The organism is Flavobacterium sp. GNP001 (genome assembly GCF_054343775.1).
This window is the reverse complement of the sequence record NZ_JBTGUX010000001.1, coordinates 633,213-656,132: the sequence shown is the minus strand read 5'-3', so window position 1 is coordinate 656,132 and position 22,920 is coordinate 633,213. Positions and strand designations below refer to the sequence as shown.

Genomic DNA, 22,920 nt, shown 5'->3' with positions numbered 1-22,920 from the left:
AAGTTGGTGGTTTATTTTTTTAAACCAAGAGGCACAAATTTAAGGAAATTATAGCTGCAAAGGACTACTTTACACTCTTAAATAAAACAAAAAACCCATACTGTTTTTGCAACAATATGGGTTTCTGGGAACTTATAAAATAATTTTATTCTTCTAGTTTTAGCGTTCCATCTTCAAGTTGCAAAGCGGCAGCGCCTAATTTTGGCTGATGATTGAATTGGTGTTGTAAACTAGCTTGCTGACGAATGTACGCCATTTTAATCGCTGCAATAGCTGCTTCGGTACCTTTGTTTCCGTGTACACCACCGCTTCTATCAAGAGACTGTTGCATAGTATTGTCGGTTAAAACACAAAATATAACCGGAATATCCGTTTGAATATTCAAATCTTTGATACCTTGAGTAACGCCTTCGCAAACAAAATCAAAGTGTTTTGTTTGACCTTGAATTACGCAACCAATAGCGATAACAGCATCAACATTTTGAGTTTGCAACATTTTTTTCGAACCATAAATAAGTTCAAAACTTCCAGGAACATTCCAACGCACAATATTCGCCTGAGGAACTTCATTTTCGATCAATGCCTGATAAGCGCCATTGAACAGGCCTTCGGTAATTACTTCGTTCCATTCTGCAACCACAATTCCGAATCGAAAATTACTTGCATCAGGAATTGCACTTTTGTCGTAATCAGATAAATTTTTATTTTCAGTAGCCATAAAGGTTAATTTTATTGTATGATTTTAAAAGTTAAAGATACGAGAGAAGGTTAGAAGTTACAAGGATTAAGAAAAAAATCTTAAAGCCAATGTAACCACTAACCTTCGCTATATAAAGTAAGTTAAACTTACTGAGACAATCCGATCAATACATCAACAGATGCTGCTTCTGGAGTTGCTTCGTAGTTCTCTTTAATATCTGTAAAATACTTCAAGGCATCCGCTTTGTTACCAAGAGCTAATGCTACTTTACCAGCTTTTAGCAAAAAGCGTGGTGTTGTAAAGTCGTTTTTATTCATTTCAGCTGCTTTGATATAATACTCTAAAGCCTCTTTTTGTTGGTTCTTTTGTGAATAAGCATCTCCAATTGCTCCTTTAGCCAAAGCTGAAAGTACGATATCATCTGATGAAAATTTGTTTAAATAATCAATAGCCTCTGTGTACTTTCCTGTGTTCAAGTAAGCGATACCAGCGTAGTAGTTCGCTAAATTTCCGGCAGCTGTACCAGAATACTCATCCGCTAATTTTACAAATCCAAATTTTCCTTCAGATCCGTTCAAAGCTAGTTTGTATAATGAGTCGCTCGCTACACCATCGGTAGCTTTTTGAAAATTTTGTTGTGCAACAAACATTTCGTTAGCAGCTTCGTCCTCTTTTGGAGCAGCAATAAATCGTTGGTAAGCCAAGTAACCAATAGTTACGATAGCTGCGGCAGCAACAAATCCTAGAATAACTTTCTGATTTTTAGCAACAAAATCTTCCGTTTTGGATGCAGTCTCATCTAATTTAGAAAATACTTCGGCAGTTGTACTATCTTTATCATCAATAACCACTGCTTCTACTGCTTCTTCCTTAACTTCTTTTTCTTTTGGTACTTTATATCCTCTCTTATTGTAAGTTGCCATTTCAATTTAATTTAGTGAGTGGCAAAAATAAAATTTTTATTCAAACCCACACAAAAAAATAGGTTTTATATTAAAAAAATTTAGAATGTACTGAAACAGCCTCAAAACCTTGCATTATTTCCGCTTCAAAGACCAACAAAAAGAAAGTTATATCGATAATTTTCGATAATTTGCACCCGTTTTCAAAGCCACAAAAATACTCTTGAAAGCAAAAAATACCAGCACAAGCACCACTCATGTATTTAAAAAAGATTTCGTTATTCAATTATAAAAATTTCTCTGAAGTCAGTTTTAGTTTCGACCATAAAATCAATTGTTTTGTGGGTAAAAACGGAATTGGCAAAACCAATGTATTAGATGCTATTTACCATTTGGCTTATGGCAAGAGTTATTTTAATCCGCTCGCGGTGCAAAATATCAAGCATGGTGAAGATTTTTTTGTGATTGATGCCGAATTTGAGAAGAACGATCGCACCGAGCAAATTGTTTGCAGTTTAAAAAAAGGTCAAAAAAAAGTTTTAAAACGCAATGGCAAGGCTTATGACAAATTTTCGGATCATATCGGTTTTATTCCGCTTGTGATTATTTCTCCAGCAGACCGTGATTTAATTGTTGAGGGCAGTGAAACCCGACGCAAGTTTATGGATAGTGTAATCTCTCAATTGGATGCGCAGTACTTGCAACAATTAATTCATTATCAAAAAGTAATCAGTCAGCGCAATGCTTTGTTGAAATATTTTGCTTTGAATCATGTTTTTGATGCGGATACCTTATCTATATATAATGAGCAGCTAGATCAGTACGGCAGTTCCATTTTCGAAAAAAGGAAAGCTTTCATAGAACAGTTTGTTCCTATTTTTAACAAACACCATCAAGCCATAACAGGATCACAAGAAACCGTTCAACTAAAATACGAGAGCCATTTAGAAACTAAAAATTTGTTGCAACTTTTAGCTGAAAACCTTGGCAAAGACCGCGCGTTACAGTATACCTCAGTTGGTATTCATAAAGACGATTTATCATTTTGTATTGACGAGCATCCAATTAAAAAATTTGGATCACAGGGTCAGCAAAAATCCTACTTGATTGCTTTAAAGTTGGCTCAATTTGAATTTTTAAAAAAGCAAAGTGGCGTAAAACCACTGCTTCTATTTGATGATATTTTTGATAAGTTAGATGAAACTCGCGTTGGAAAAATAATTGAAATGGTCAACAGCGATACATTTGGCCAATTATTTATTTCAGATACACATCCGGAACGCACGGAGGCTATTGTGAAATCGACCTTGCAATCGTATTCGATTTTTAATTTATAACGTTAGATTTAATCTTACACACAGTAAGATAATCGAGAAAATCCGTATTTTAGCCTAAATAAATAGCAACCATGAATTACAAGTCATTCCTTTTACTTTTAGTTTTCACATTTATTTCTTGTTCGGGTCAAACTTCTAAAAACGCTAAAAAGTTAGCCGCTACAGAATTTTCAGAAAAATTAGCTACAACACCAAATGCACAGCTAATAGATGTTCGTACACCGTCTGAATTCGCTACAGAACACCTTGACAATGCCAAAAACATCAACTGGATGGGAACCGATTTTACATCTAAAGTAGCAACACTTGACAAGTCAAAACCTGTTTTTGTGTATTGCAAAAGCGGAGGCCGCAGTGAAAGTGCCGCTGAAAAACTTGAGCAATTAGGATTTACCACTATTTACGAACTACAAGGAGGTATCTTAAAATGGGATGCCGCAGGATTATCAAAACCTTCTGGTAAAATAATGGGGATGACCCAAGAGCAATACAAGCAACTTTTGCAATCTAACCAAAAAGTGTTAATCAATTTTTACGCAGAGTGGTGCGCGCCATGCAAAAAAATGGCACCCTATGTTACGGCCATGCAAAAAGAAAAAGGAGCCACAACAATCATAAGACTTGATGCCGATGCAAACAAAACACTTATGACCGAACTTAAAATTAGCGAATTACCTACTTTATTATTGTATGACAACCAAGCTTTAGTTTGGAGACAATCAGGTTTTGTGAGTGAGGAAGATTTAAGAAAACAAATACAGTAGCACAATGCTTTCAAAAAACACACTCGCTTTTTTAGATGATTTAAAAGCCAACAACAACAGAGATTGGTTTTTAGAACATAAAAAACAATACGAAGCTTTCAAAAAAGATTATCAAAACATGGTAGCCGCTTTGCTTGATGTCATGAAACCTCTGGATCCTACTTTAGAAATGCTTGAGGTTAAAAACTGTACGTTCCGCATTAATCGTGACATCCGATTTTCAAAAGATAAAACACCATACAAATCACATTTAGGCATTTGGATTTCTTCAGGAGGAAAAGGCATCACGCGTTCCGGATATTACATTCACTTAGAAAACGGTGCTAGTTTTATTGCTGGCGGCTTGTATTGTCCTGAAGCCGAAGATTTAAAAAAAATGCGCAAGGAAATCGCCTTTTTCTATGACGATCTTGAAGCTATATTGCAAGAAAAAAACTTCAAAAAAGAATTTGGAGATTTTGATCGCGACGAAAAAAACACCTTGAAAAATCCACCTCGCGGTTACGAAAAAGAGCATCCTGCCATTGAATTTTTAAAATTAAAAAGTTTTGAAACTTCACAAAAAATAGATTTTCAAGCAGCCTCAAAACCTGATTTTGTAACTACTGTGGCTCACAAATTAATTCTCTTAAAACCGTTGAACGATTTTATAAATAGAGCTTTAACCTCCGAATAGTGCGAAATGGCTAAAAGAAAAATACTTTTTCTTGGAGAATCTTACCGAGCCGATGCTATAACTTGGATCAAAGGTTTACAAGAATTTGGAGATTTTGAAGTGATAACTTGGGAGCTAAAAACCCCGAGCAATTCTTTTTACAATAGAGTGTTACGAATTCTGGAATACAAATTAGCCATTTTTAAAATCAAAAAACTAATTAAAGCAGTGCAGCCTGATATGATCATTGCCGAACGCACTACAAGTTATGGATTTCTAGCTGCGCTATCCAACTTAAAACCAATAGCTATTGCGCAACAAGGCAGAACTGATTTGTGGCCAGAAAACTCAATCCTCTTGCCCTTAAAAAAAGTGATCCAAAACTATGCGTTTAAAAAAGCAGATTTAATTCATGCGTGGGGTCCCATAATGACACATTCTATGATTACTGCAAAGGTTGATATGAACAAGGTGCTGGTACTACCTAAAGGAATCGATTTACAAAATTTCAGCAATAACAACACCGCCAATCCACAAAAAATACAAGCCATTGTTACGCGCTCACTGTTACCAGAATACCGCCATGATATTATCTTAAAAGCTTTTGCTATTATCAACCAAAAGGGTTTCGATTTCGTACTTTCCATTATAGGAGATGGTACCCAACTCGAAAAATTAACGAATCTAGCAAAACATTTAAAAATAGATACTAAAGTTCATTTTAAAGGACGAATTCACAATTCACAATTGCCAGAACTGTTGCAACAGTCAAATTTTTATATTAGCATGCCCATTACAGAGGGTGTATCGGCTTCTTTATTTGAAGCGATGGCAAGCCACTGTTATCCAATCGTGACTGATTTACCAGGCAATCAAAGTTGGATTACACATCGAAAAAACGGGCAATTAATACCTGTTGATGATTATATAAGTCTCGCCAACGAACTTATTTGGGCCTTTGAACAGCCTGAATATCGTAAGCAAGCGGTTTTGCAAAATAGATTCTTTGTGGAACAAAATGCAAATTATACCACGAACATGAAAATTATTGCAAAAAAATACCTCGAACTAATAAACACAAATAGCCCCAAGTAAAATGTGCGGAATTAACGGAATTTATCATTTACATCCACAAAAAAAAGTAGATGAACATGTTCTTACAAAAATGCGAGACGCTCTCGAACACAGAGGCCCTGACGACAAAGGGCTCTTTATCAATCAAAATATAGGATTGGGACACAGACGTCTCTCAATTCTTGACACTTCTACCGCTGGCCATCAACCTTTTCGATCTGATGACGGCCGTTATATCATGGTTTATAACGGTGAAATTTATAATTTTAAAAGTTTTTATCCAGACTTAAAAGCCAACGGATTCTCGATAAAAACCAGTTCTGATACCGAAGTTTTATTGAAATTATTCGAACTGTATGGTTTACAAATGTTACCTAAACTGAACGGGATGTTTGCTATTGCCATTTGGGATAGTCATTTAAAAAAACTAACACTTATTCGTGACCGAATGGGCGTAAAACCTTTGTATTACAGTCAATTTAATGATACTATTTATTTTGCCTCAGAGCAAAAAGCACTTTTTGTAGCTGGTGTACCCTTAAAATTGGCACAAGATGGTTTAGAAGAATATGTTTTCAATCGCTTTGTGGCAGGCGAAAACACTTTGTATCAAAATGTACACAAAGTGCTACCTGGTCATGTTTTGACTTTTGAAGAGGGCGGCAAAACAACAGTAAATCGCTGGTGGAATTTAAAATCGGAAATCGAAAATCAATCGCCTATTAAAAACCCTGAAGAGTGGTTTAGAAACACTTTTGATGATGCCGTGAAATTACGCATGGTCAGTGATGTACCCGTGGGTGTTATGCTTAGTGGCGGATTAGATTCGTCCTCCATTTTAGCCTCGTTACACCACCAAGGGTTTAAAGACATTCAAACCTTTAACATCGGATTCAAAGAAAAAGAACACAATGAATCACACCTTGCCAAAGCATTTGCGGCCCAGTTAGAATATGGTTTTCATAGCAGGCAACTCGAAGATCAAAACTTATACGATCAAATGATTCAGGCCACCTATTACCAAGACGAACCATTGATGCACTTGAGCGAACCTCACCTCTTGGCAGTATCCCAAATGGCAAAACCAAAAGTAAAAGTATTATTATCAGGTGAAGGAGCAGACGAACTAATGGGAGGTTATGTGCGATACAAAGCCTTGCAATACCCTTCTGTTTTACAATCAATTAACGCCATTAGTTCAATTGATGTTTTTTCGAAAAATCCACGCTACGACAAACTGGTACGCTACTCTAAAATCGAAAAAAAGTCGGATTTGATTCTATTTAACGGATCGAATATTTATCCAGACGATATTGCAGATAAGTACGGAATCAACAATCAACCCAAAAATGAATACCGTAACCTTATTTACAAAGAAGCAAAGGCACTTTATCCAGGCAACCTGCGCCGTCAAGCCTTGTATTTTGACCAACACACTTATTTATGTAGTTTGCTAGACCGCAACGATCGCTGTACAATGGGCGCTTCAATAGAATGTAGAGAACCATTCTTAGACCCACGATTAATTGTAGGGCTTGGCACCTTAGACGATAAATGGCTTTTTACAGGTAAAAAATGGAAGTACATTCTAAAAAAATCAATGCAACAGCGATTACCAAGTGCTATTCTTAATTTTAAAAAAGTAGGCCTGAGCGCTCCTTGGGGTGATTACATTACCAAAAGTCCCGCTTTTAAAGAGGAATTACAGGCATTTTCAAAAAGTGATTTATTTCAAATGCCCTATTTTGAGAATATTAAAATCGAAAAATTGATTCAACAGCTTGAAAATGGCAACACTAACATGACGCCATACATTATGCCATTGTTCATGATGCATATCTGGATGAAAACCTATGCAAGTAAATTTTAATTCTTACTTTTGAAGGATACAAAAAACGCAGTCCCATTCATGGAAATACAGTCTAATTTTTCATTAAAAAAACACAATACCTTTGGTATTGACGCTCTAGCAAAAGAGTTTATTGCTATTCATAACATCAGTGCTTTACAGCAGGTTTTACAATCATATGCCAATAAACCGAAATTTATTTTAGGAGGCGGCAGCAATATGCTACTTACAAAAGATATCGATGCACTTGTACTTCATATTGATTTAAAAGGAAAAAAAATCATTCAGGAAAACGACGATTTTGTTTGGGTTGAAAGCCAAGCTGGCGAAAACTGGCACGAATTTGTGCTTTGGACTATCGCGCAAGATTTTGGAGGTTTAGAAAACATGTCGCTCATACCAGGAAATGTAGGAACAACACCCGTGCAAAATATTGGTGCTTACGGTACTGAGATCAAAGATACTTTTGAGTCTTGTACTGCAATGGCAATCACTACCCAAGAAATGAGAACATTCACCAAAGAAGAATGCCAGTTTGGTTACCGTGAAAGCATATTTAAAAATGAGGTCAAAAACCAATACATCATTACATCGGTAGTTTTTAAATTGACCAAAAACAACCACAATATCAACATTTCATACGGAGATATAAAAGCCGAATTGGCCAAAAAAAATATTGAAACTCCTTCACTACAAGAAGTAAGCGAGGCTGTAATTGCCATCCGCCAAAGTAAATTACCTGACCCTAAAGAGTTAGGAAACAGTGGCAGCTTTTTTAAAAATCCGATTTTAAAGAAAACTGATTTTGAACCCATTCATCAAAAGTTTCCAGAAATGAAATATTTTGACATTTCAGCGACCGAGATAAAAGTTCCTGCAGGATGGCTTATTGAGCAAGCTGGTTTAAAAGGAAAACGCTTTGGCGATGCTGGAATTCACAAAAATCAAGCGTTGGTTTTAGTAAACTACGGCTCAGCTACTGGAAAAGAAATTCTAGAAGTTTCCCAAATTGTCCAAGACACCGTTTTCAGAACCTTTGGCATTAAAATAGAGGCCGAAGTCAATATCATTTAAAATTGTAATTCGTAAAAGTGGCGCTTTAAAAACTACCAACCATGTACATACCTGAAATTTACAAAAACGAGAATAAAGCCGAAATCCAAAAATTTCTGCAAGAAAATAGTTTCGGTATTTTAATCAATCAAACGCAAGGTCGTTTGTGTGCCACTCACATTCCGTTAGAATTAGAAACAAGGCTAGATGGCACCGAAATTTTATATGGGCACCTATCAAAAGCCAACCCGCAATGGAAAGGATTTTTAGAGAACGATCAAGTTTTGGCTGTGTTTTCAGGTCCGCATAGCTATATCTCCTCATCCTGGTACGATCATGAAAACGTACCTACTTGGAACTATATCGCGGTACAAATTCATGGTAAGATAAAAATAGTGACGGGCGACGCTGTGATTGATTCATTAAAAAAATTAGTTAACAAATACGAAAAAGACCAGCAAAATCCAGTTCGTATCGAGGATTTATCAGATGAAACCATGCAGCAAGCTAACGGAATTATAGCTTTTGAAATTGAAGTCACTGAACTAAATGCTACTCGAAAAATGTCGCAAAACAGAGATCAAAAAAACTATCAAAATATCATTGCAGAACTAGAAAAAATCAATTCTCACCAGTCAATTGATACAGCACAGGAAATGAAAAAATGTCCGATTTAAAATCTTTTGAAATTTTAAAATAGTAGTTAAACATTTAGCAATTGTATTCATACCTTTGCAGCCCACAAAACATCGGTTTTAAAACTCATTAAATTCAAATGCTTATTATCCTATTTTACTTTTTTATTTTTATTGTTTTTGTTCAAATTGCTTACTATTTAGGTGTTTTTAGAAGCTTTGCTTTTGCAAAAGCACAAAAAATCACATCTAAACGCATCCCGATTTCGGTAATTGTTTGTGCGAAAAATGAAGAGGAAAATGTATCCAAATTCATTCCGATATTGGCCGCTCAGGATTATCCTGATTTTGAAATTGTATTGATCGATGATGCTTCAAGCGATGGTACACTAGATATTTTTGAGGAATATGAAAAACAATACTCCAACATTCGATTAGTAAAAGTAGCTAATAATGAAGCCTTTTGGGGAAACAAAAAATACGCTCTCACGTTGGGTATTAAAGCTGCTAAAAAAGAATATCTCTTATTCACTGATGCTGATTGTTTCCCAACTTCAAAAGATTGGATTACCGCAATGAGCTCGCAATTTACCATGCAAAAAACAATTGTTTTGGGATACGGTAAATACGAACGAATTTCAGGATCTTTTTTAAACAAACTGATTCGATTTGAAACTTTATTGACTGCAGTCCAATATTTTTCATGGGCAAAAATAGGGCGTCCGTACATGGGCGTAGGTCGCAATTTAGCCTACAAACGAGAAGAGTTTTTTAACGCAAATGGATTTATCGAACATATGAAAGTACGTTCAGGAGATGATGATTTGTTCGTTAATCAAGTAGCTACCAAAAAAAATACAACAATTGTTTTTGCCCCTGAAAGTTTCACGCAATCAACTGCAAAAACAACATTTTCGGATTGGTTAACCCAAAAACGCCGCCATGTAGCCACTGCAAGTCATTATAAATTTGCAGATCAATTACAACTAGGAACCTTTTACGGTTCACAATTATTGTTTTTTATTCTTCCTATTCCGCTTTTAATATTCCAATTTCAATGGATTGCAGTAGTAAGTTTAATTGGAGTTCGTTATCTTGTGGCATGGATTATGATTGGTTATTCAGCAGGAAAACTTCAAGAAAAGGGTCTTAAATTATGGTTTCCTATTGTTGAATTAGTGTTGATATTCACCCAACTCAATATTTTCATAGTTAACCTATTCTCAAAACCAGCCTCGTGGAAATAATTCAACAAATTGAAAAAGCAAAATTAGGCGACCAAATTGCCTTTACCTTTCTATTGGATTATTACTGGAATGAGGTCTATGGCTTTATGCTCAAGCGTACCGAAAACGAGACCAATGCTGAGGATATCACCATCGAAACCTTCTCAAAAGCATTTGACAAATTAAGTAGTTATAATCCTGAATTTCAGTTTAACACCTGGTTAATTGCTATTGCCAAAAACGTGCATATTGATTTGCTACGAAAAAAAAGAACCAATCTTTTTATTGAAATTACTGACGAGGAAGACCAACAAGCATACAATATTGCCGATACTACACCATCAGCCGAGGACGAGTTAATCACCGAGCAAAACCTATCGCAATTATTGCAATTCATCAAAGAGTTAAAACCAATTTATCAAGAAGTAATTCAATTGCGCTACTTTCAAGAATTGAGCTACCAAGAAATTGCCGATAAAACTGGTGATCCTTTGCCTAATGTAAAAATTAGACTTTTGCGAGCCAAAAAACTACTTGCAGCGATTATTCAAGGTAAAGCCACAAATTAAATAATTCCGAGTAGGTAATTAATCAAAATCTAGCAACGTATCTTTTTACTGAGATGCGTTTTTTTTATTTAAAATTATGAACAATAAAAAAGTTAAATACTTAAGATTTTCTTACACAATTTAAAAATAAATTAGTAAATTTAGATAATAAAATTCCTATCACTACGTTATTGATAATAAAAACACTTGGCTTATGATTTAATTGTACCTAACCACTAAATCTAATTATCATGTCAAAACTAAGCATTTACGAAACCGGTTGGATTGATTTTGTTTTTCAAGACAGAAACAAGGATTATGGCGCTTATCAATTGCGCCAAGAAAGCACAAAAACAACATTAAAAGCATTATTTTTTGGAGTTAGTGTTTTGGTAACCGCAATAAGTGTCCCTGCTGTTCTTCGAGCGATAAACCCTAGTGAAATTATTGAACCCGTGTTGCCTCCAATTATTCAAACTACTGTCAAACTAACAGATATTGTTAAAATTGAAGAACCGTTACAACGTGCCTTGCCGCCTATCAAAAATAAAGTAGCAAATCCGGTAGAGAATGTTCCATTTGTAAACCCTGTGGTAGTAGCTACAGATCAAGCTACTCAAGATGTTCCAACAACTGCTGCTATCATTGCAAGCAGTCCAACAGCACCCGAGGGTTCAGGAACAATTGGAATAAATTCTAGCACAAGCGCTGGTTCAACAACAGGAACAGCTCCAAGTACTGACCCAGGAAACACGGCAGTAGTAAGCGCTGCATTAGATAAACTACCAGAATTTCCGGGAGGAATTAACAAATTTTACACCTATGTAGGAAACAATTTCGAAAAACAAGAAATTGACGGTAGCGGTATCATTAAAATTTATGTAGCATTTGTTATTGAGCGAGATGGAAGCATGACCGACATTGCAGTTAAAAAAGATCCTGGACACGGTTTAGGACGCGAGGCTATACGAGTACTTAAATCATTGCGTACCAAATGGGCGCCAGGAATGATTGATGGCAAACCGGTACGAACTGCCTATAGCTTGCCAATTGTAGTTCAATTGAATTAATAGATCTTAAGCCTTAGTATAAAAAAAGCAGAACGAACGTTCTGCTTTTTTTATGATGCTATGCCTAAAACTATTTTTTCTTTTTTGCTACCGGCTTTTTCGCCACGGGCTTTTTAACAATTGGTTTTTTCTGCACGTAAGGCTTGAACAAACCATCTTTCTCAGCTCTAAGTCTAGCATTTTCAGCACGCTCTTCGGGATCTGGATGCGAACTCATCATTTTATCTAGAAATGATGCTTGCGATCCTTCGCTCATTTTAGCTAAAATCGAAAAAGCAGAAGCTACTGCATTCACATTGTAGCCGTTGCTTTTCATGAAGTTATATGAAAACTCATCCGCCTCAGACTCTTGCTTACGGCTGTGTTTACTATCAATCATGCTACTTCCAATTTTAGCCAATTGACTATCTGTAATAGCAGCTACCTTTTCTGATTGTGAAGCGGCCAAACCTATTAAAGCTTCCTTTTTGTATGATGCCTTAATTGCATCTTTGGTGTCACTATTGGCAACGTGACCAATTTCATGACCAATTACAGCTAATAGTTCATTATCATCCATGATATCCATTAAACCTGAATATACACGAACACTTCCATCCGCTGTTGCAAATGCATTTACTTCATTTAACTTGTACACCTTGTAATTCAAAGTATAACCTTCACTTTTTGTGTGCTTGCCAAAAACCCTGTTCAAGCGAACAGTGTAGGGATCCGTAGGTCCAGCCACAGTATTTTCAGCATCTAATTTTGTAACTGCTGCCTTTGATAGTTGTGCCGCATCAGCATCGCTAAAAGTAAGACCAGCTACACCTTTACTCAAGGCTCCCAAGGCTCCTTCTTTTAAATTAATTTGCGCCTGAGACGATAGACACATCATAAAAGTTCCTAAAACCAAACTAGTTTTCAATTTATTTTTCATCTAATAGATTTATTGTTGATTGTGACTTCAAAGATACATTTTTATACAAATCACAAACAAAATGGTCGGCAATAAGTAGCTTTTTCAAACCTTTTCTGCTGAGCAAAAGAATGTTTCGATTAATGAGGAAACGAACAATTGTTAAAACTATCTTTAGGAAGTTTGATTCAAGGTAAAACAACTGCTAAAAGGCATTTTACATTAGGATATCTTCAAACAAGTTTCGCTATCTTTGTGCTTTGAAAAAATAAAATATGGAAACTGTTTTAGATACTGCTTTGCCAACTGGAAAACCGAAATGGTTGAAAGTAAAACTACCTATAGGTCAAAAATATACTGAACTAAGAGGTTTGGTTGATAAATATAGCTTAAACACGATTTGCACGTCAGGAAGTTGCCCAAATATGGGTGAATGTTGGGGCGAAGGCACCGCTACTTTTATGATATTGGGCAATGTATGCACACGTTCTTGCGGATTTTGCGGTGTTAAAACCGGTCGACCAGAAACTGTAGACTGGGATGAACCAGAAAAAGTAGCTCGTTCTATCAAAATCATGAATATAAAACACGCGGTAATCACAAGTGTAGATAGAGATGATTTAAAAGATGGAGGTTCTATTATTTGGATTGAAACGGTAAAAGCAATCCGTAGAATGAATCCTAATACAACACTTGAAACTTTGATTCCAGATTTTCAAGGAATTGAGAGAAATATCGATAGAATTGTAGAAGCTAACCCAGAAGTAGTTTCGCACAATGTTGAAACAGTTCGTCGCCTTACGCGAGAAGTTCGAATTCAAGCAAAATACGATCGTACCCTTGAAGTATTACGCTACCTAAAAGAAAAAGGTATCAATCGTACCAAGTCAGGTATAATGCTTGGACTTGGAGAGCAAGAAGAAGAGGTTTTTCAAACCTTGCGAGACCTTAGAGCTGCCAATGTAGACGTAGTAACAATTGGTCAATATTTACAACCTAGTAAAAAACACCTTCCGGTAAAAGAGTTCATCACGCCAGAACAATTTGCAAAATATGAGCAATACGGATTGGAACTTGGTTTTCGTCATGTAGAGAGCGGCCCATTGGTTCGTTCATCATACAAAGCACAAAAACATATATTGTAGTCAAACGTTATAAAGTCAGAAAGTCGAAAGGCTAGATATCTTGACTTTTAGACTTTTAGACGTTGATACTTTAAGACTTTAAAACTTATGATTAGAATTGCTATAAACGGTTTTGGAAGAATCGGCAGAAATTTATTCCGATTACTCCTTAATCACCCAACCATTGAAGTTGTGGCTATCAACGATATTGCTGACAAAAAAACAATGGCACACCTTGTCAAGTACGACAGTATACACGGTGTTTTATCAGAAACTGTTAGCCATGATGACACAGGTATATCTGTTGGAGGTAAAAAAGTACTTTTTTTTCACGAAAAAAACATCGCAAACTTGAACTGGAAAGATTGCAACATAGATTACGTTATTGAATCAACTGGTAAGTTCAAAACCTATGAAGAATTATTCCAACACATTGAAGCTGGTGCAAAAAAGGTGATTCTTTCTGCTCCATCAGAAGTGGATAGTATCAAAACCGTAGTACTTGGAGTAAACGAGCATATTTTAGATGGTTCTGAAATCATAATTTCAAATGCGAGTTGCACTACCAATAATGCAGCTCCAATGATACAAGTCATCAATGAGCTTTGTGGTATAGAGCAAGCGTATATTACCACCATACACTCTTACACAACAGATCAAAGTTTACATGATCAACCACACAAAGATTTACGAAGAGCGCGTGGTGCAAGCCAATCAATAGTTCCTACTACCACGGGAGCTGCAAAGGCACTAACTAAAATTTTCCCTGAATTTGAAGGAAAAATTGGAGGGTGCGGAATTCGCGTTCCTGTCCCTGACGGATCACTTACAGACATTACTTTTAATGTTAAAAAAGCAGTGAGTATTGAGGAGATAAACACCGCATTTAAAAATGCAGCTGCAACCAGCTTAAAAGGGATTTTAGATTACACTGAAGACCCAATTGTATCTGTAGATGTTATAGGAAACAAAAATTCATGTATATTTGATGCTCAACTTACTTCAGTTATTGATAAAATGGTAAAAGTAGTGGGTTGGTACGACAATGAAATTGGTTATTCATCCCGATTAATTGATTTGATTTTACTAACATCTCAACAAAAAAATTAACCTTATTAACTGCGCATGAAATACTCTTGTTTGTTTATTTTAATGCTAACGCAATTGCTTTTTTCGCAAAAGAAAGAGCCTAAAGACAGCATATCCTTTTACACTCAGCAATCTCAAGCGGCAGTTCAAAAAAACAACTACAAGGACGCATTAAATCTAACAGAAAAAGCCATCCAATTGGCCCACAACACAAATGACGTATCCTCCTTAGCTTTTCAACATTTCAATTTAGGAAAGCTTTTTTTTGATCTAAAAAAATATAAAGACGCGCAAGAATCGCTAGAAAGAAGTTCTCGTTTCTATAATGCACTCCCACCTACTTTGGTAACTGCTAATATGCATTTTTATCTAGCTGCTACCTACCAAGAATTATCAGACTATAAAAATGCCGCTGCTCATTTAGATAAAGCTAGTACGCTACATCGAAAATTAAATCACACTGATAAAAGCGAAAAAATACTACTTCAAAAAGGATTACTCTTGACTGCAGAAAAGAAAAACGCAGAAGCAGTTAGAGTTTTTGGTACAATCATAGCGCAAAAAGATGCAACTGAACTAATACCAGCAAAAGCCACCGCATTGTACCAAATTGGACGTTTTGAAATTGAGCAAAAGCACTACAATTTGGCAATTAACTATTTAAAGAAAGCTTTAGAACTAACTCAAAAAAGAGATGATTTAGAACTCAAAACAGCTATATTGCTTGCTTTAAGTATTGCTCATGATAAAATATTAGACAAGAATAATGCCTACACCTATTTAAAGTTACACCTCAATCTTAAAGAGAGATTAGCCATAATTACAAATGAAAGGTTGGGTATTGACGATTATACTCAATTCAAAGAATCTGAAAAACTCAAAGAAATTAAGGCGCTCAGCAACGAGACTCGAGAGCAACAAAAAGCTAATAAATTTTCAAAACTAATTAGCATTTTGGCAATTGCCTTAATCTCGATTTTATCTCTATTAAGTCTTTCTCTTTACAAAAACAACATTATTAGAAACCAATCTAATTTATTGTTAAAAGAAAAAAACAACGAATTAGAGCTCGCCAAAAACAAAGCGGAAAAAGCGTCGCAAGCAAGAGCCGAGTTTTTATCAACTGTTAGTCATGAGCTTCGTACTCCTCTCAATGCCATCAATGGAATCACGCATTTACTTCTACAAGAAAATCCAAAAAAATCACAAATTGACTACTTGAGTTCGCTAAAATTTTCGGGAGATTATTTAACTAAATTTATTAACGAAATCTTAGAAATCAACAAAATCGAATCGCACAAACTAGAAATTGAGCAAATCCCTTTTCACCTCAAGCAACTCTTAATCAATATCAAACATTCCTTGAAGGAATTAGCCATCGTAAACAATAACGAATTCAGCCTCGAAATTGACGATACTATTCCGGATTACCTTGTGGGAGACCCTACAAAGTTGTCTCAAATTGTTTTGAATTTAATCAATAATGCATTGAAATTCACCAAAAACGGGGTGGTGTACGTGCGCGCAAAATTAGAAAAAAACGAAAATGAAACAGCTTTCGTTTACTTTGAAATCACGGATACCGGAATTGGTATTCCCGCTGATAAACTAGAAAGTGTTTTTGATAGTTTTTCTCAAGGTTCAATTGAGGTAAATCGCAAATATGGCGGTACTGGATTGGGATTAACCATTGTAAAAAAATTGATCAAAATTCTTGGAGGAGAAATTAAATTAAGCAGTATTGTAAACAAAGGATCTACTTTTTCTTTTACTCTAGGATTTCAAATTGGTGAAAAACCTGCTACTATAGTACTCTCAGACAATGCTGCTGAAAATAAATTCTTGGCTAACAAAAAAATCTTATTGGTTGAAGACAATAAAATCAATCAAATGATTACCAAAAAGATGCTCCACAACAAGAAAATTATTTGCGAGGTTATCGATAATGGTGAAGAAGCTATCGAAAGGATGCGCAAATCAAGCTTTGATATGGTTTTAATGGATGTGCACTTACCTGGAATAAACGGCACTATTGCGACTCAAACTATTAGAACTTTTGACAACACCACGCCGATAATTGCCTTAACTGCCATCTCACTTCACGAAAACCGTGATATGCTGCTTTCGTTTGGTATGAATGATGTAATCACAAAACCATTTATCCCTGATGAATTTTACAAAATAATCGCTCACCACATCTAAACAATTGGCGAGCAACTGTAACTACAACGTATTCAAATTGTTTTTTGACCATCCTTACTTTACTCAAAATCACAATATTTATTGTAATCCAGTATGTATTAATAATTCAATATCAACTCTTTTATCAAGCTACGCACCTTTGGTTCAGCTGCTTTTGCTGCTTCTAATACTTCGTCATGAGAAATGGTATCAATACTTTCTGCATTTCCCATATCTGTAATTACTGAAATTCCAAAAGTTTCTACATCCATATGGCGGGCCACTATCACCTCTGGAACAGTTGACATCCCAACACAATCGGCTCCAAGAATCTGAACCATTTTATATTCTGCCAAGGTTTCAAATGTAGGACCTTGCAAACCAAGATAAATTCCTCTTTGAACTTCAATATTTAAATTTTCAGCAATTTCCGTAGCTTTTGCAATCATTTTTCGAGAATACGGCTCGCTCATATTTACAAATCGAGGTCCGAACCGTTCATCATTTTTCCCTCGTAGCGGATGCTCTGGTGTCATGTTAATATGATCTGTAATCATCACAATAGACCCGACTTGATAATTCGGATTTACTCCGCCTGACGCGTTAGATACGACTAATTTCTCAATTCCTAAAAACTTCATCACACGTACCGGAAACGTAACCTCAGTCATAGAGTAGCCTTCATAATAATGAAAACGACCTTGCATGGCTACCACTTTTTTAGTACCAATTGTACCAAAAACCAAAGCTCCTTGATGCCCTTCAACGGTAGAAACGGGAAAATTAGGTATTTCATGGTAAGGCATAGTATGCAAAACCTCCATGTCAGTTGTAAAACTGCCCAAACCGGAACCTAAAATAACACCGTATTCTGGCGTAAAATTGATTTTATCTTGAATGTAACTAACTGTTTCTTGTACTTGTTCCCACATAATTTAAAATTGTTTGATCAAAATCATTTCCTGATAAAGTTGCATTTGGCAAAAATACAGTTTGAATAGGCAGATAAAACAATTGCTCAACTGACAACCTACCTAGCAAGCGCACATAATCTTTTTCAGTAGTAATAATGATTTTGTTTTGAGCTATTTTTTTAATTTCTTCTATTTCTTTTTCACTAAAATTATGATGATCCGGAAACGACAAACAAATATCATTGGTGTTTTTTAAATGATTAAAAAAAGGTTCAGGCTTGGCAATCCCAGCTATCAATACCTTTTCAGTTTTCAAAACTTCAGCAACCGTATAAGTACTTGCTTCACCATAGACTTGATCATCGTAACCAATTGCAGTAAAATACAATTGTTGATTATCTCTTAATTTTAATTTCTTTTCGATCTCCTTTTGTTCCTGAGAACTCAAATCTGGAGGACATTTGGTCACCACCACCACGGCAGCTCGGTCCGCTCCGCTCCTACTTTCTCGTAAGTTTCCAGTTGGTAACATCCAATCTGTCACGTACAAATCGCCATAAGCTGTGAGCAGCACATACATGCCTGCTTTTACTTTACGGTGCTGGTAGGCATCGTCTAACAAAATGACCTCCGGAATTTCGGCTTGCGAAAGTAATTGATTTATTCCATTATTTCGATCACTATCTACTGCAACTTGTATGTTTTTAAATTTTCTAAAAAACTGATACGGTTCATCTCCCAACAAACCCGCTGTCGCATTTACATTTGCCAAAACAAATCCTTCAGACTCTCGTTTGTAACCACGACTCAACGTTGCCACTTTATATTTTGAAGATAGTAACCGAATTAAATATTCAATCTGCGGAGATTTACCGGTTCCGCCTACGCTTAAGTTACCCACAGCAATCACTGGCAAATCAAATGAATGCGATTGTAAAATTCCTTTGTCAAAAAGAAAATTCCGAATACCCGTAACAGCGCCGTACAAAACAGCAAACGGAAAAAGTAGTTTTCGAAGTAAATTCATTTTACGAAAGTAGAATATTTTATTTTAATGTTCTTTTCTTTATTCGTTATTTTGTTCTTCGCAAAACCCTATACCTCTCAATTAATTCAGTTATGAAAATCAAAGATATTATAAGTGTTCTCGAAGAGATGGCTCCACTAGCCTATGCCGAAGATTTTGACAACGTAGGTTTACTTGTGGGCGACCAAAATGTTGAGGCTACAGGCATACTAGTGTGTCATGATGCGCTAGAACATATTATTGGGGAAGCCATCACTAAAAAATGTAACATGATTGTGTGCTTTCATCCTATATTATTCGCGGGATTGAAAAAAATAACTGGAAAAACATATGTTGAGCGCGCCATCATCAAAGCAATAAAAAATGATATTGCTATTTATGCAGTACACACCGCTTTAGACAACCACCAAGACGGAGTAAACAAAATATTTTGTGATGCTTTACAACTAATCAATACCAAAATACTGATTCCGAAAGAGCAATACATTCGTAAACTTACGAGTTTTGTACCAACTGAAAATGCGAATAAAGTGCTCGAAGCACTATTTGCAGCAGGCGCAGGAACTATTGGCAATTATGAAAATTGTAGTTTTAGTTCCAATGGCATCGGAACATTTAGAGGCAATGCAAAAAGCAATCCGGTTCTTGGCGAGCGTTTTGAATTGGTAAAAGCCAACGAAATTAAAATTGAAGTAACCTACGAAAAACATCTTGAAGGAAAAATTTTAAAAGCTTTACTAGAAAGTCATCCGTACGAAGAAGTTGCTCACGAAATATACACACTGCAAAACAAGCATCAAAACATAGGTTTGGGTCAATTAGGTGAATTACCTGAACCGATGAGCGAAACCGACTTTTTACTTTTCGTAAAAGATAAAATGCAATGCGGTGGCATCAGGCATTCCGCCTTTACAGGAAAACCGATCAAAAAAGTAGCAGTTTTAGGAGGCGCAGGAAGTTTCGCGATTGCAAACGCGATTCGAGCAGGAGCTGATGCGTATTTAACCGCTGATTTAAAGTACCATCAGTTTTATGAGGCCGAAAACCAACTTCTTTTAGCCGATATTGGACATTTTGAAAGCGAACGCTATACAAAAAATTATATTGTAGAGTATCTTCGAAAAAAAATCCTTAATTTTGCAGTTATTTTATCAGAAGAAAATTCAAATCCAGTTAAGTACTTATAGAATATGGCGAATACGAAAGAATTAAGTGTTGAGGACAAGTTAAGAGCAATTTACGATTTACAGCTAATTGACTCGAGAATTGACGAAATCAGAAACGTAAGAGGTGAATTGCCTTTAGAAGTTGAAGATTTAGAAGATGAAGTGGCCGGTTTAAGCACACGTTCAGAAAAATTAAAAGGGGAACTTGAAGTAATTGAAGACCTTATTAAAGCTAAAAAAATTGCAATTGAGGAGCACAAAGAGTCCATCAAAAAATATACAAAACAACAGGAAACTGTTCGTAACAATAGAGAATTCAACTCTTTAACTAAAGAAATAGAGTTTCAAGAACTTGAAATTCAATTGGCTGAAAAGCAAATTAAAGAAATGAAAGCTTCTATCGAGCACAAAAAAGAAGTAATTGCTAATTCTAAAGAAAAATTAGAAGCAAAAAGCAACCACTTAAAGCATAAAAAATCAGAGTTAGACGCTATTATGGCTGAAACTGCAAAGGAAGAAGAATTTTTATCTCAGAAATCAATTGAGTTCCAAGGTCAAATTGAAGAGCGTTTATTAAATGCTTACAAAAGAATCAGAAGTAGCGTTCGTAACGGTCTAGCAGTAGTTTCAATTGAAAGAGGTGCTTCTGCAGGATCTTTTTTCACCATTCCACCGCAAACTCAAGTAGAAATTGCTTCAAGAAAAAAAATCATCACTGATGAACATTCTGGAAGAATTCTTGTTGACAGCGTTCTGGCTGAAGAAGAAAAAGAGAAAATGGAACAAATGTTCGCTAAAATATAATACCTTTAAAGTCCCGATGTCATCGGGACTTTTTTTTTATGATCAAGCAGATAGTCTATAAAACATTTACCAAGTCAGTGGGTACCTACATTAACCTACTCAGCTACCTTGCCCCTACAAAAGCGGTGCAACTCGCCTACAACTTGTTCAGTAAACCGCGCGACGGAAAGCTACAACTTGACCAATTACCCACAGTACTGCAACAAGCCCAAACCCAAACACTCTCGTTTCAAGATCAAAAAATACAAACCTACACCTGGCCAGGCAACAGTAATGTCATTTTATTGGTACACGGTTGGGAGAGCAACGCCTCGCGCTGGGAAAAACTCTTGCCTTACCTCACTAAAACCGGCAGCACCATCGTAGCACTTGACGGTCCTGCGCACGGACTCTCCAGCGGAACAACCTTTAATATTCCGCATTACGCCGAATTTTTACACCAAGTGGTACAACATTTTCAGCCACAAACTTTAATCGGACACTCGCTAGGTGGCAAAACCTGCTTGTACTACCAGTCCGTTTACCAAAGCGACAACTTGAAAAAAATGGTTATACTTGGCGCTCCAAGTGATTTCAAGATAATTTTAAACAATTACATCGCACTGTTAAGTCTCAATTCTAGAGTTTTTACAGGCCTAAAAAAATATTACCAAGATGTTTTTCAACTCAATACAGATGAGTTTGCAGGACAACATTTTGCAAAAAATATACTTACTCAAGGATTTCTTGCCCATGATGAGCAAGATCAAGTAGTGCTCATTCACGAAGGAAAAAAAATAGCAACCTCTTGGAAAAACGCTACTTTTATCACCACAACTGGCCTCGGCCACAGCATGCACGATCACAATTTATACGAAAAAATTAGTCACTTCATTCAAAATTAGGGCGTGCCGCCGCGGCGACCAGGCTATTCGCTGCAATCTTTTTTGGGCGAAAAAGCCCTAAAAAAGGATTTCCGCTGCTATCCTTCACGCAAATCCGTCGCTAAATTGATAAGTTCGTTCTACAACCAATCTCAAAATCAATAGCTATTATAAATTGCAAATTCATTACTTTTGCAGCATGGAAGATCAATTAAAACGCCTCAATAAATTCATAGGAGAAACTGGTTATTGCAGCCGTCGCGAAGCAGATAAAATCATCGAAGAAGGTCGCGTAACCATTAATGGAGTTGTACCTGAATTAGGGACCAAAGTAGGCCCTCATGACGAAGTACGTATTGACGGAAAATTAATTCGTGAAAAAACAGAAAAACCTGTTTATCTAGCCTTCAACAAACCAGTAGGAATCGAGTGTACCACAAATCTTGATGTGCGCAATAACATTGTAGATTATATTAATTATCCAAAGCGCATCTTCCCAATTGGGCGTTTAGACAAAGCCAGTGAAGGATTGATTTTCATGACAAACGATGGCGACATTGTCAATAAAATATTGCGTGCGCGTAACAATCACGAAAAAGAGTACACCGTAACCGTAAACAAACCCATTACCGATCGTTTTATTGAAAGAATGGGAAATGGAGTCCCAATTTTAGACACTGTTACCAGAAAATGTAAGGTAGAACAAATAAGTAAATTTACTTTCAAAATTATTCTAACCCAGGGCTTAAACCGCCAAATCCGAAGAATGACCGAATATCTTGGTTATGACGTGACCGCCTTAAAACGAATCCGAATTATCAATATTTCGCTCGATGTTCCTGTGGGGCGCTACCGTGATTTGACTGATGCAGAAATAAAAGAACTCAACGCCCTTATCGAACCATCCAGCAAAACAGAAGAAGCTAGTTTACCAAAAGTAGAAACGCCGAGAAAACGTACAGAATTTATAAAAAGAGATGATCCTAGGTTTAAGAAACGTGGGGATTATTAAAAAACTTTTTTTCAAAAAACCTCAATTGA

22 protein-coding genes are annotated in these 22,920 nt (G+C 36.1%); 17 read left to right on the top strand and 5 right to left on the bottom strand.

Features of this window, described 5'->3' with window-relative positions:
* Nucleotides 1-145: 145 nt before the first annotated feature.
* Nucleotides 146-718 (bottom strand): 6,7-dimethyl-8-ribityllumazine synthase, encoded by a 573-nt coding sequence (gene ribH / locus ACXX8U_RS02760; RefSeq protein WP_458564505.1) that lies wholly within the window; start codon nt 716-718, stop codon nt 146-148.
* 128 nt (nt 719-846) lie between these two features.
* On the bottom strand, nt 847-1,623 hold the full coding sequence (locus ACXX8U_RS02755; RefSeq protein WP_458564504.1) for a tetratricopeptide repeat protein: 777 nt from the start codon (nt 1,621-1,623) through the stop codon (nt 847-849).
* Between the two features lie 236 nt (nt 1,624-1,859).
* Between ACXX8U_RS02755 and recF the strand changes: the two genes are divergently transcribed.
* The 10 genes from recF to ACXX8U_RS02705 all read left to right on the top strand — a co-directional run bounded on the left by recF (nt 1,860) and on the right by ACXX8U_RS02705 (nt 11,813).
* Complete coding sequence (recF, locus tag ACXX8U_RS02750) at nt 1,860-2,939, top strand: DNA replication/repair protein RecF (protein ID WP_458564503.1); 1,080 nt, start codon at nt 1,860-1,862, stop codon at nt 2,937-2,939.
* Between the two features lie 71 nt (nt 2,940-3,010).
* The gene (locus ACXX8U_RS02745) at nt 3,011-3,703 is read left to right on the top strand and encodes a thioredoxin domain-containing protein (RefSeq protein ID WP_458564502.1); all 693 of its coding nucleotides are present in this window, start codon (nt 3,011-3,013) and stop codon (nt 3,701-3,703) included.
* A gap of 4 nt (nt 3,704-3,707) precedes the next feature.
* Entirely contained in the window at nt 3,708-4,379 is a 672-nt protein-coding gene (locus tag ACXX8U_RS02740) for a DUF2461 domain-containing protein (RefSeq protein ID WP_458564501.1), read from the top strand.
* Nucleotides 4,380-4,385: 6 nt separating this feature from the next.
* On the top strand, nt 4,386-5,453 hold the full coding sequence (locus ACXX8U_RS02735; protein ID WP_458564500.1) for a glycosyltransferase family 4 protein: 1,068 nt from the start codon (nt 4,386-4,388) through the stop codon (nt 5,451-5,453).
* Nucleotide 5,454: 1 nt separating this feature from the next.
* Nucleotides 5,455-7,302, top strand: a complete 1,848-nt coding sequence (asnB, locus tag ACXX8U_RS02730; protein WP_458564499.1) for an asparagine synthase (glutamine-hydrolyzing) — start codon at nt 5,455-5,457, stop codon at nt 7,300-7,302.
* Between the two features lie 39 nt (nt 7,303-7,341).
* Nucleotides 7,342-8,355: a UDP-N-acetylmuramate dehydrogenase gene (gene murB / locus ACXX8U_RS02725; RefSeq protein ID WP_458564498.1), complete on the top strand. Its 1,014-nt coding sequence runs from the start codon at nt 7,342-7,344 to the stop codon at nt 8,353-8,355.
* 41 nt (nt 8,356-8,396) lie between these two features.
* Nucleotides 8,397-9,011, top strand: coding sequence for an FMN-binding negative transcriptional regulator (locus tag ACXX8U_RS02720; protein ID WP_458564497.1), 615 nt, complete (start codon nt 8,397-8,399; stop codon nt 9,009-9,011).
* 98 nt (nt 9,012-9,109) lie between these two features.
* Nucleotides 9,110-10,216, top strand: a complete 1,107-nt coding sequence (locus ACXX8U_RS02715) for a glycosyltransferase (RefSeq protein ID WP_210788794.1) — start codon at nt 9,110-9,112, stop codon at nt 10,214-10,216.
* The gene (locus tag ACXX8U_RS02710; protein ID WP_458564496.1) at nt 10,207-10,764 is read left to right on the top strand and encodes an RNA polymerase sigma factor; all 558 of its coding nucleotides are present in this window, start codon (nt 10,207-10,209) and stop codon (nt 10,762-10,764) included. Before ACXX8U_RS02715 ends, ACXX8U_RS02710 begins: the two co-directional genes overlap by 10 nt.
* A gap of 230 nt (nt 10,765-10,994) precedes the next feature.
* Nucleotides 10,995-11,813 carry an energy transducer TonB gene (locus ACXX8U_RS02705; RefSeq protein WP_458564495.1) on the top strand — a complete coding sequence of 273 codons (819 nt, stop codon included), beginning with the start codon at nt 10,995-10,997 and terminating at the stop codon, nt 11,811-11,813.
* Nucleotides 11,814-11,883: 70 nt separating this feature from the next.
* Here the strand turns inward: ACXX8U_RS02705 and ACXX8U_RS02700 are convergent, their stop codons facing one another.
* The gene (locus tag ACXX8U_RS02700; RefSeq protein ID WP_458564494.1) at nt 11,884-12,732 is read right to left on the bottom strand and encodes a M48 family metalloprotease; all 849 of its coding nucleotides are present in this window, start codon (nt 12,730-12,732) and stop codon (nt 11,884-11,886) included.
* 254 nt (nt 12,733-12,986) lie between these two features.
* On the opposite strand from ACXX8U_RS02700, the gene lipA reads away from it, so the two are divergent.
* The 3 genes from lipA to ACXX8U_RS02685 all read left to right on the top strand — a co-directional run bounded on the left by lipA (nt 12,987) and on the right by ACXX8U_RS02685 (nt 17,126).
* Nucleotides 12,987-13,856 (top strand): lipoyl synthase, encoded by an 870-nt coding sequence (lipA, locus tag ACXX8U_RS02695; RefSeq protein ID WP_166136576.1) that lies wholly within the window; start codon nt 12,987-12,989, stop codon nt 13,854-13,856.
* Nucleotides 13,857-13,943: 87 nt separating this feature from the next.
* Nucleotides 13,944-14,945, top strand: a complete 1,002-nt coding sequence (gap, locus tag ACXX8U_RS02690) for a type I glyceraldehyde-3-phosphate dehydrogenase (RefSeq protein WP_458564493.1) — start codon at nt 13,944-13,946, stop codon at nt 14,943-14,945.
* Between the two features lie 15 nt (nt 14,946-14,960).
* Nucleotides 14,961-17,126: a tetratricopeptide repeat-containing hybrid sensor histidine kinase/response regulator gene (locus ACXX8U_RS02685; protein ID WP_458564492.1), complete on the top strand. Its 2,166-nt coding sequence runs from the start codon at nt 14,961-14,963 to the stop codon at nt 17,124-17,126.
* A 98-nt stretch (nt 17,127-17,224) separates the two neighbouring features.
* Here ACXX8U_RS02685 and ACXX8U_RS02680 read toward each other — a convergent pair whose 3' ends face one another.
* Together ACXX8U_RS02680 and lpxK are read right to left on the bottom strand one after the other, a co-directional pair.
* Nucleotides 17,225-18,037, bottom strand: a complete 813-nt coding sequence (locus tag ACXX8U_RS02680; protein ID WP_458564491.1) for a purine-nucleoside phosphorylase — start codon at nt 18,035-18,037, stop codon at nt 17,225-17,227.
* Complete coding sequence (gene lpxK, locus ACXX8U_RS02675; protein WP_458564490.1) at nt 18,009-19,046, bottom strand: tetraacyldisaccharide 4'-kinase; 1,038 nt, start codon at nt 19,044-19,046, stop codon at nt 18,009-18,011. The genes ACXX8U_RS02680 and lpxK overlap by 29 nt, the downstream gene beginning before the upstream one ends.
* A 92-nt stretch (nt 19,047-19,138) precedes the next feature.
* Here lpxK and ACXX8U_RS02670 point away from each other — a divergent pair, with 92 nt between their 5' ends.
* The 4 genes from ACXX8U_RS02670 to rluF all read left to right on the top strand — a co-directional run bounded on the left by ACXX8U_RS02670 (nt 19,139) and on the right by rluF (nt 22,891).
* The gene (locus tag ACXX8U_RS02670; RefSeq protein WP_458564489.1) at nt 19,139-20,233 is read left to right on the top strand and encodes a Nif3-like dinuclear metal center hexameric protein; all 1,095 of its coding nucleotides are present in this window, start codon (nt 19,139-19,141) and stop codon (nt 20,231-20,233) included.
* Between the two features lie 3 nt (nt 20,234-20,236).
* Nucleotides 20,237-21,016: a zinc ribbon domain-containing protein gene (locus ACXX8U_RS02665; protein WP_458564488.1), complete on the top strand. Its 780-nt coding sequence runs from the start codon at nt 20,237-20,239 to the stop codon at nt 21,014-21,016.
* Nucleotides 21,017-21,054: 38 nt separating this feature from the next.
* The gene (locus ACXX8U_RS02660) at nt 21,055-21,900 is read left to right on the top strand and encodes an alpha/beta fold hydrolase (protein ID WP_458564487.1); all 846 of its coding nucleotides are present in this window, start codon (nt 21,055-21,057) and stop codon (nt 21,898-21,900) included.
* Nucleotides 21,901-22,078: 178 nt separating this feature from the next.
* Complete coding sequence (gene rluF / locus ACXX8U_RS02655; RefSeq protein WP_458564486.1) at nt 22,079-22,891, top strand: 23S rRNA pseudouridine(2604) synthase RluF; 813 nt, start codon at nt 22,079-22,081, stop codon at nt 22,889-22,891.
* Nucleotides 22,892-22,920 lie beyond the last annotated feature (29 nt).

Coding starts and splice junctions, on each gene's coding strand:
- ribH (WP_458564505.1), bottom strand. CDS start 718: ATGGCTACTGAAAATAAAAATTTATCTGATTACGACAAAAGTGCAATT.
- ACXX8U_RS02755 (WP_458564504.1), bottom strand. CDS start 1,623: ATGGCAACTTACAATAAGAGAGGATATAAAGTACCAAAAGAAAAAGAA.
- recF (WP_458564503.1), top strand. CDS start 1,860: ATGTATTTAAAAAAGATTTCGTTATTCAATTATAAAAATTTCTCTGAA.
- ACXX8U_RS02745 (WP_458564502.1), top strand. CDS start 3,011: ATGAATTACAAGTCATTCCTTTTACTTTTAGTTTTCACATTTATTTCT.
- ACXX8U_RS02740 (WP_458564501.1), top strand. CDS start 3,708: ATGCTTTCAAAAAACACACTCGCTTTTTTAGATGATTTAAAAGCCAAC.
- ACXX8U_RS02735 (WP_458564500.1), top strand. CDS start 4,386: ATGGCTAAAAGAAAAATACTTTTTCTTGGAGAATCTTACCGAGCCGAT.
- asnB (WP_458564499.1), top strand. CDS start 5,455: ATGTGCGGAATTAACGGAATTTATCATTTACATCCACAAAAAAAAGTA.
- murB (WP_458564498.1), top strand. CDS start 7,342: ATGGAAATACAGTCTAATTTTTCATTAAAAAAACACAATACCTTTGGT.
- ACXX8U_RS02720 (WP_458564497.1), top strand. CDS start 8,397: ATGTACATACCTGAAATTTACAAAAACGAGAATAAAGCCGAAATCCAA.
- ACXX8U_RS02715 (WP_210788794.1), top strand. CDS start 9,110: ATGCTTATTATCCTATTTTACTTTTTTATTTTTATTGTTTTTGTTCAA.
- ACXX8U_RS02705 (WP_458564495.1), top strand. CDS start 10,995: ATGTCAAAACTAAGCATTTACGAAACCGGTTGGATTGATTTTGTTTTT.
- ACXX8U_RS02700 (WP_458564494.1), bottom strand. CDS start 12,732: ATGAAAAATAAATTGAAAACTAGTTTGGTTTTAGGAACTTTTATGATG.
- lipA (WP_166136576.1), top strand. CDS start 12,987: ATGGAAACTGTTTTAGATACTGCTTTGCCAACTGGAAAACCGAAATGG.
- gap (WP_458564493.1), top strand. CDS start 13,944: ATGATTAGAATTGCTATAAACGGTTTTGGAAGAATCGGCAGAAATTTA.
- ACXX8U_RS02685 (WP_458564492.1), top strand. CDS start 14,961: ATGAAATACTCTTGTTTGTTTATTTTAATGCTAACGCAATTGCTTTTT.
- ACXX8U_RS02680 (WP_458564491.1), bottom strand. CDS start 18,037: ATGTGGGAACAAGTACAAGAAACAGTTAGTTACATTCAAGATAAAATC.
- lpxK (WP_458564490.1), bottom strand. CDS start 19,046: ATGAATTTACTTCGAAAACTACTTTTTCCGTTTGCTGTTTTGTACGGC.
- ACXX8U_RS02670 (WP_458564489.1), top strand. CDS start 19,139: ATGAAAATCAAAGATATTATAAGTGTTCTCGAAGAGATGGCTCCACTA.
- ACXX8U_RS02665 (WP_458564488.1), top strand. CDS start 20,237: ATGGCGAATACGAAAGAATTAAGTGTTGAGGACAAGTTAAGAGCAATT.
- ACXX8U_RS02660 (WP_458564487.1), top strand. CDS start 21,055: ATGATCAAGCAGATAGTCTATAAAACATTTACCAAGTCAGTGGGTACC.
- rluF (WP_458564486.1), top strand. CDS start 22,079: ATGGAAGATCAATTAAAACGCCTCAATAAATTCATAGGAGAAACTGGT.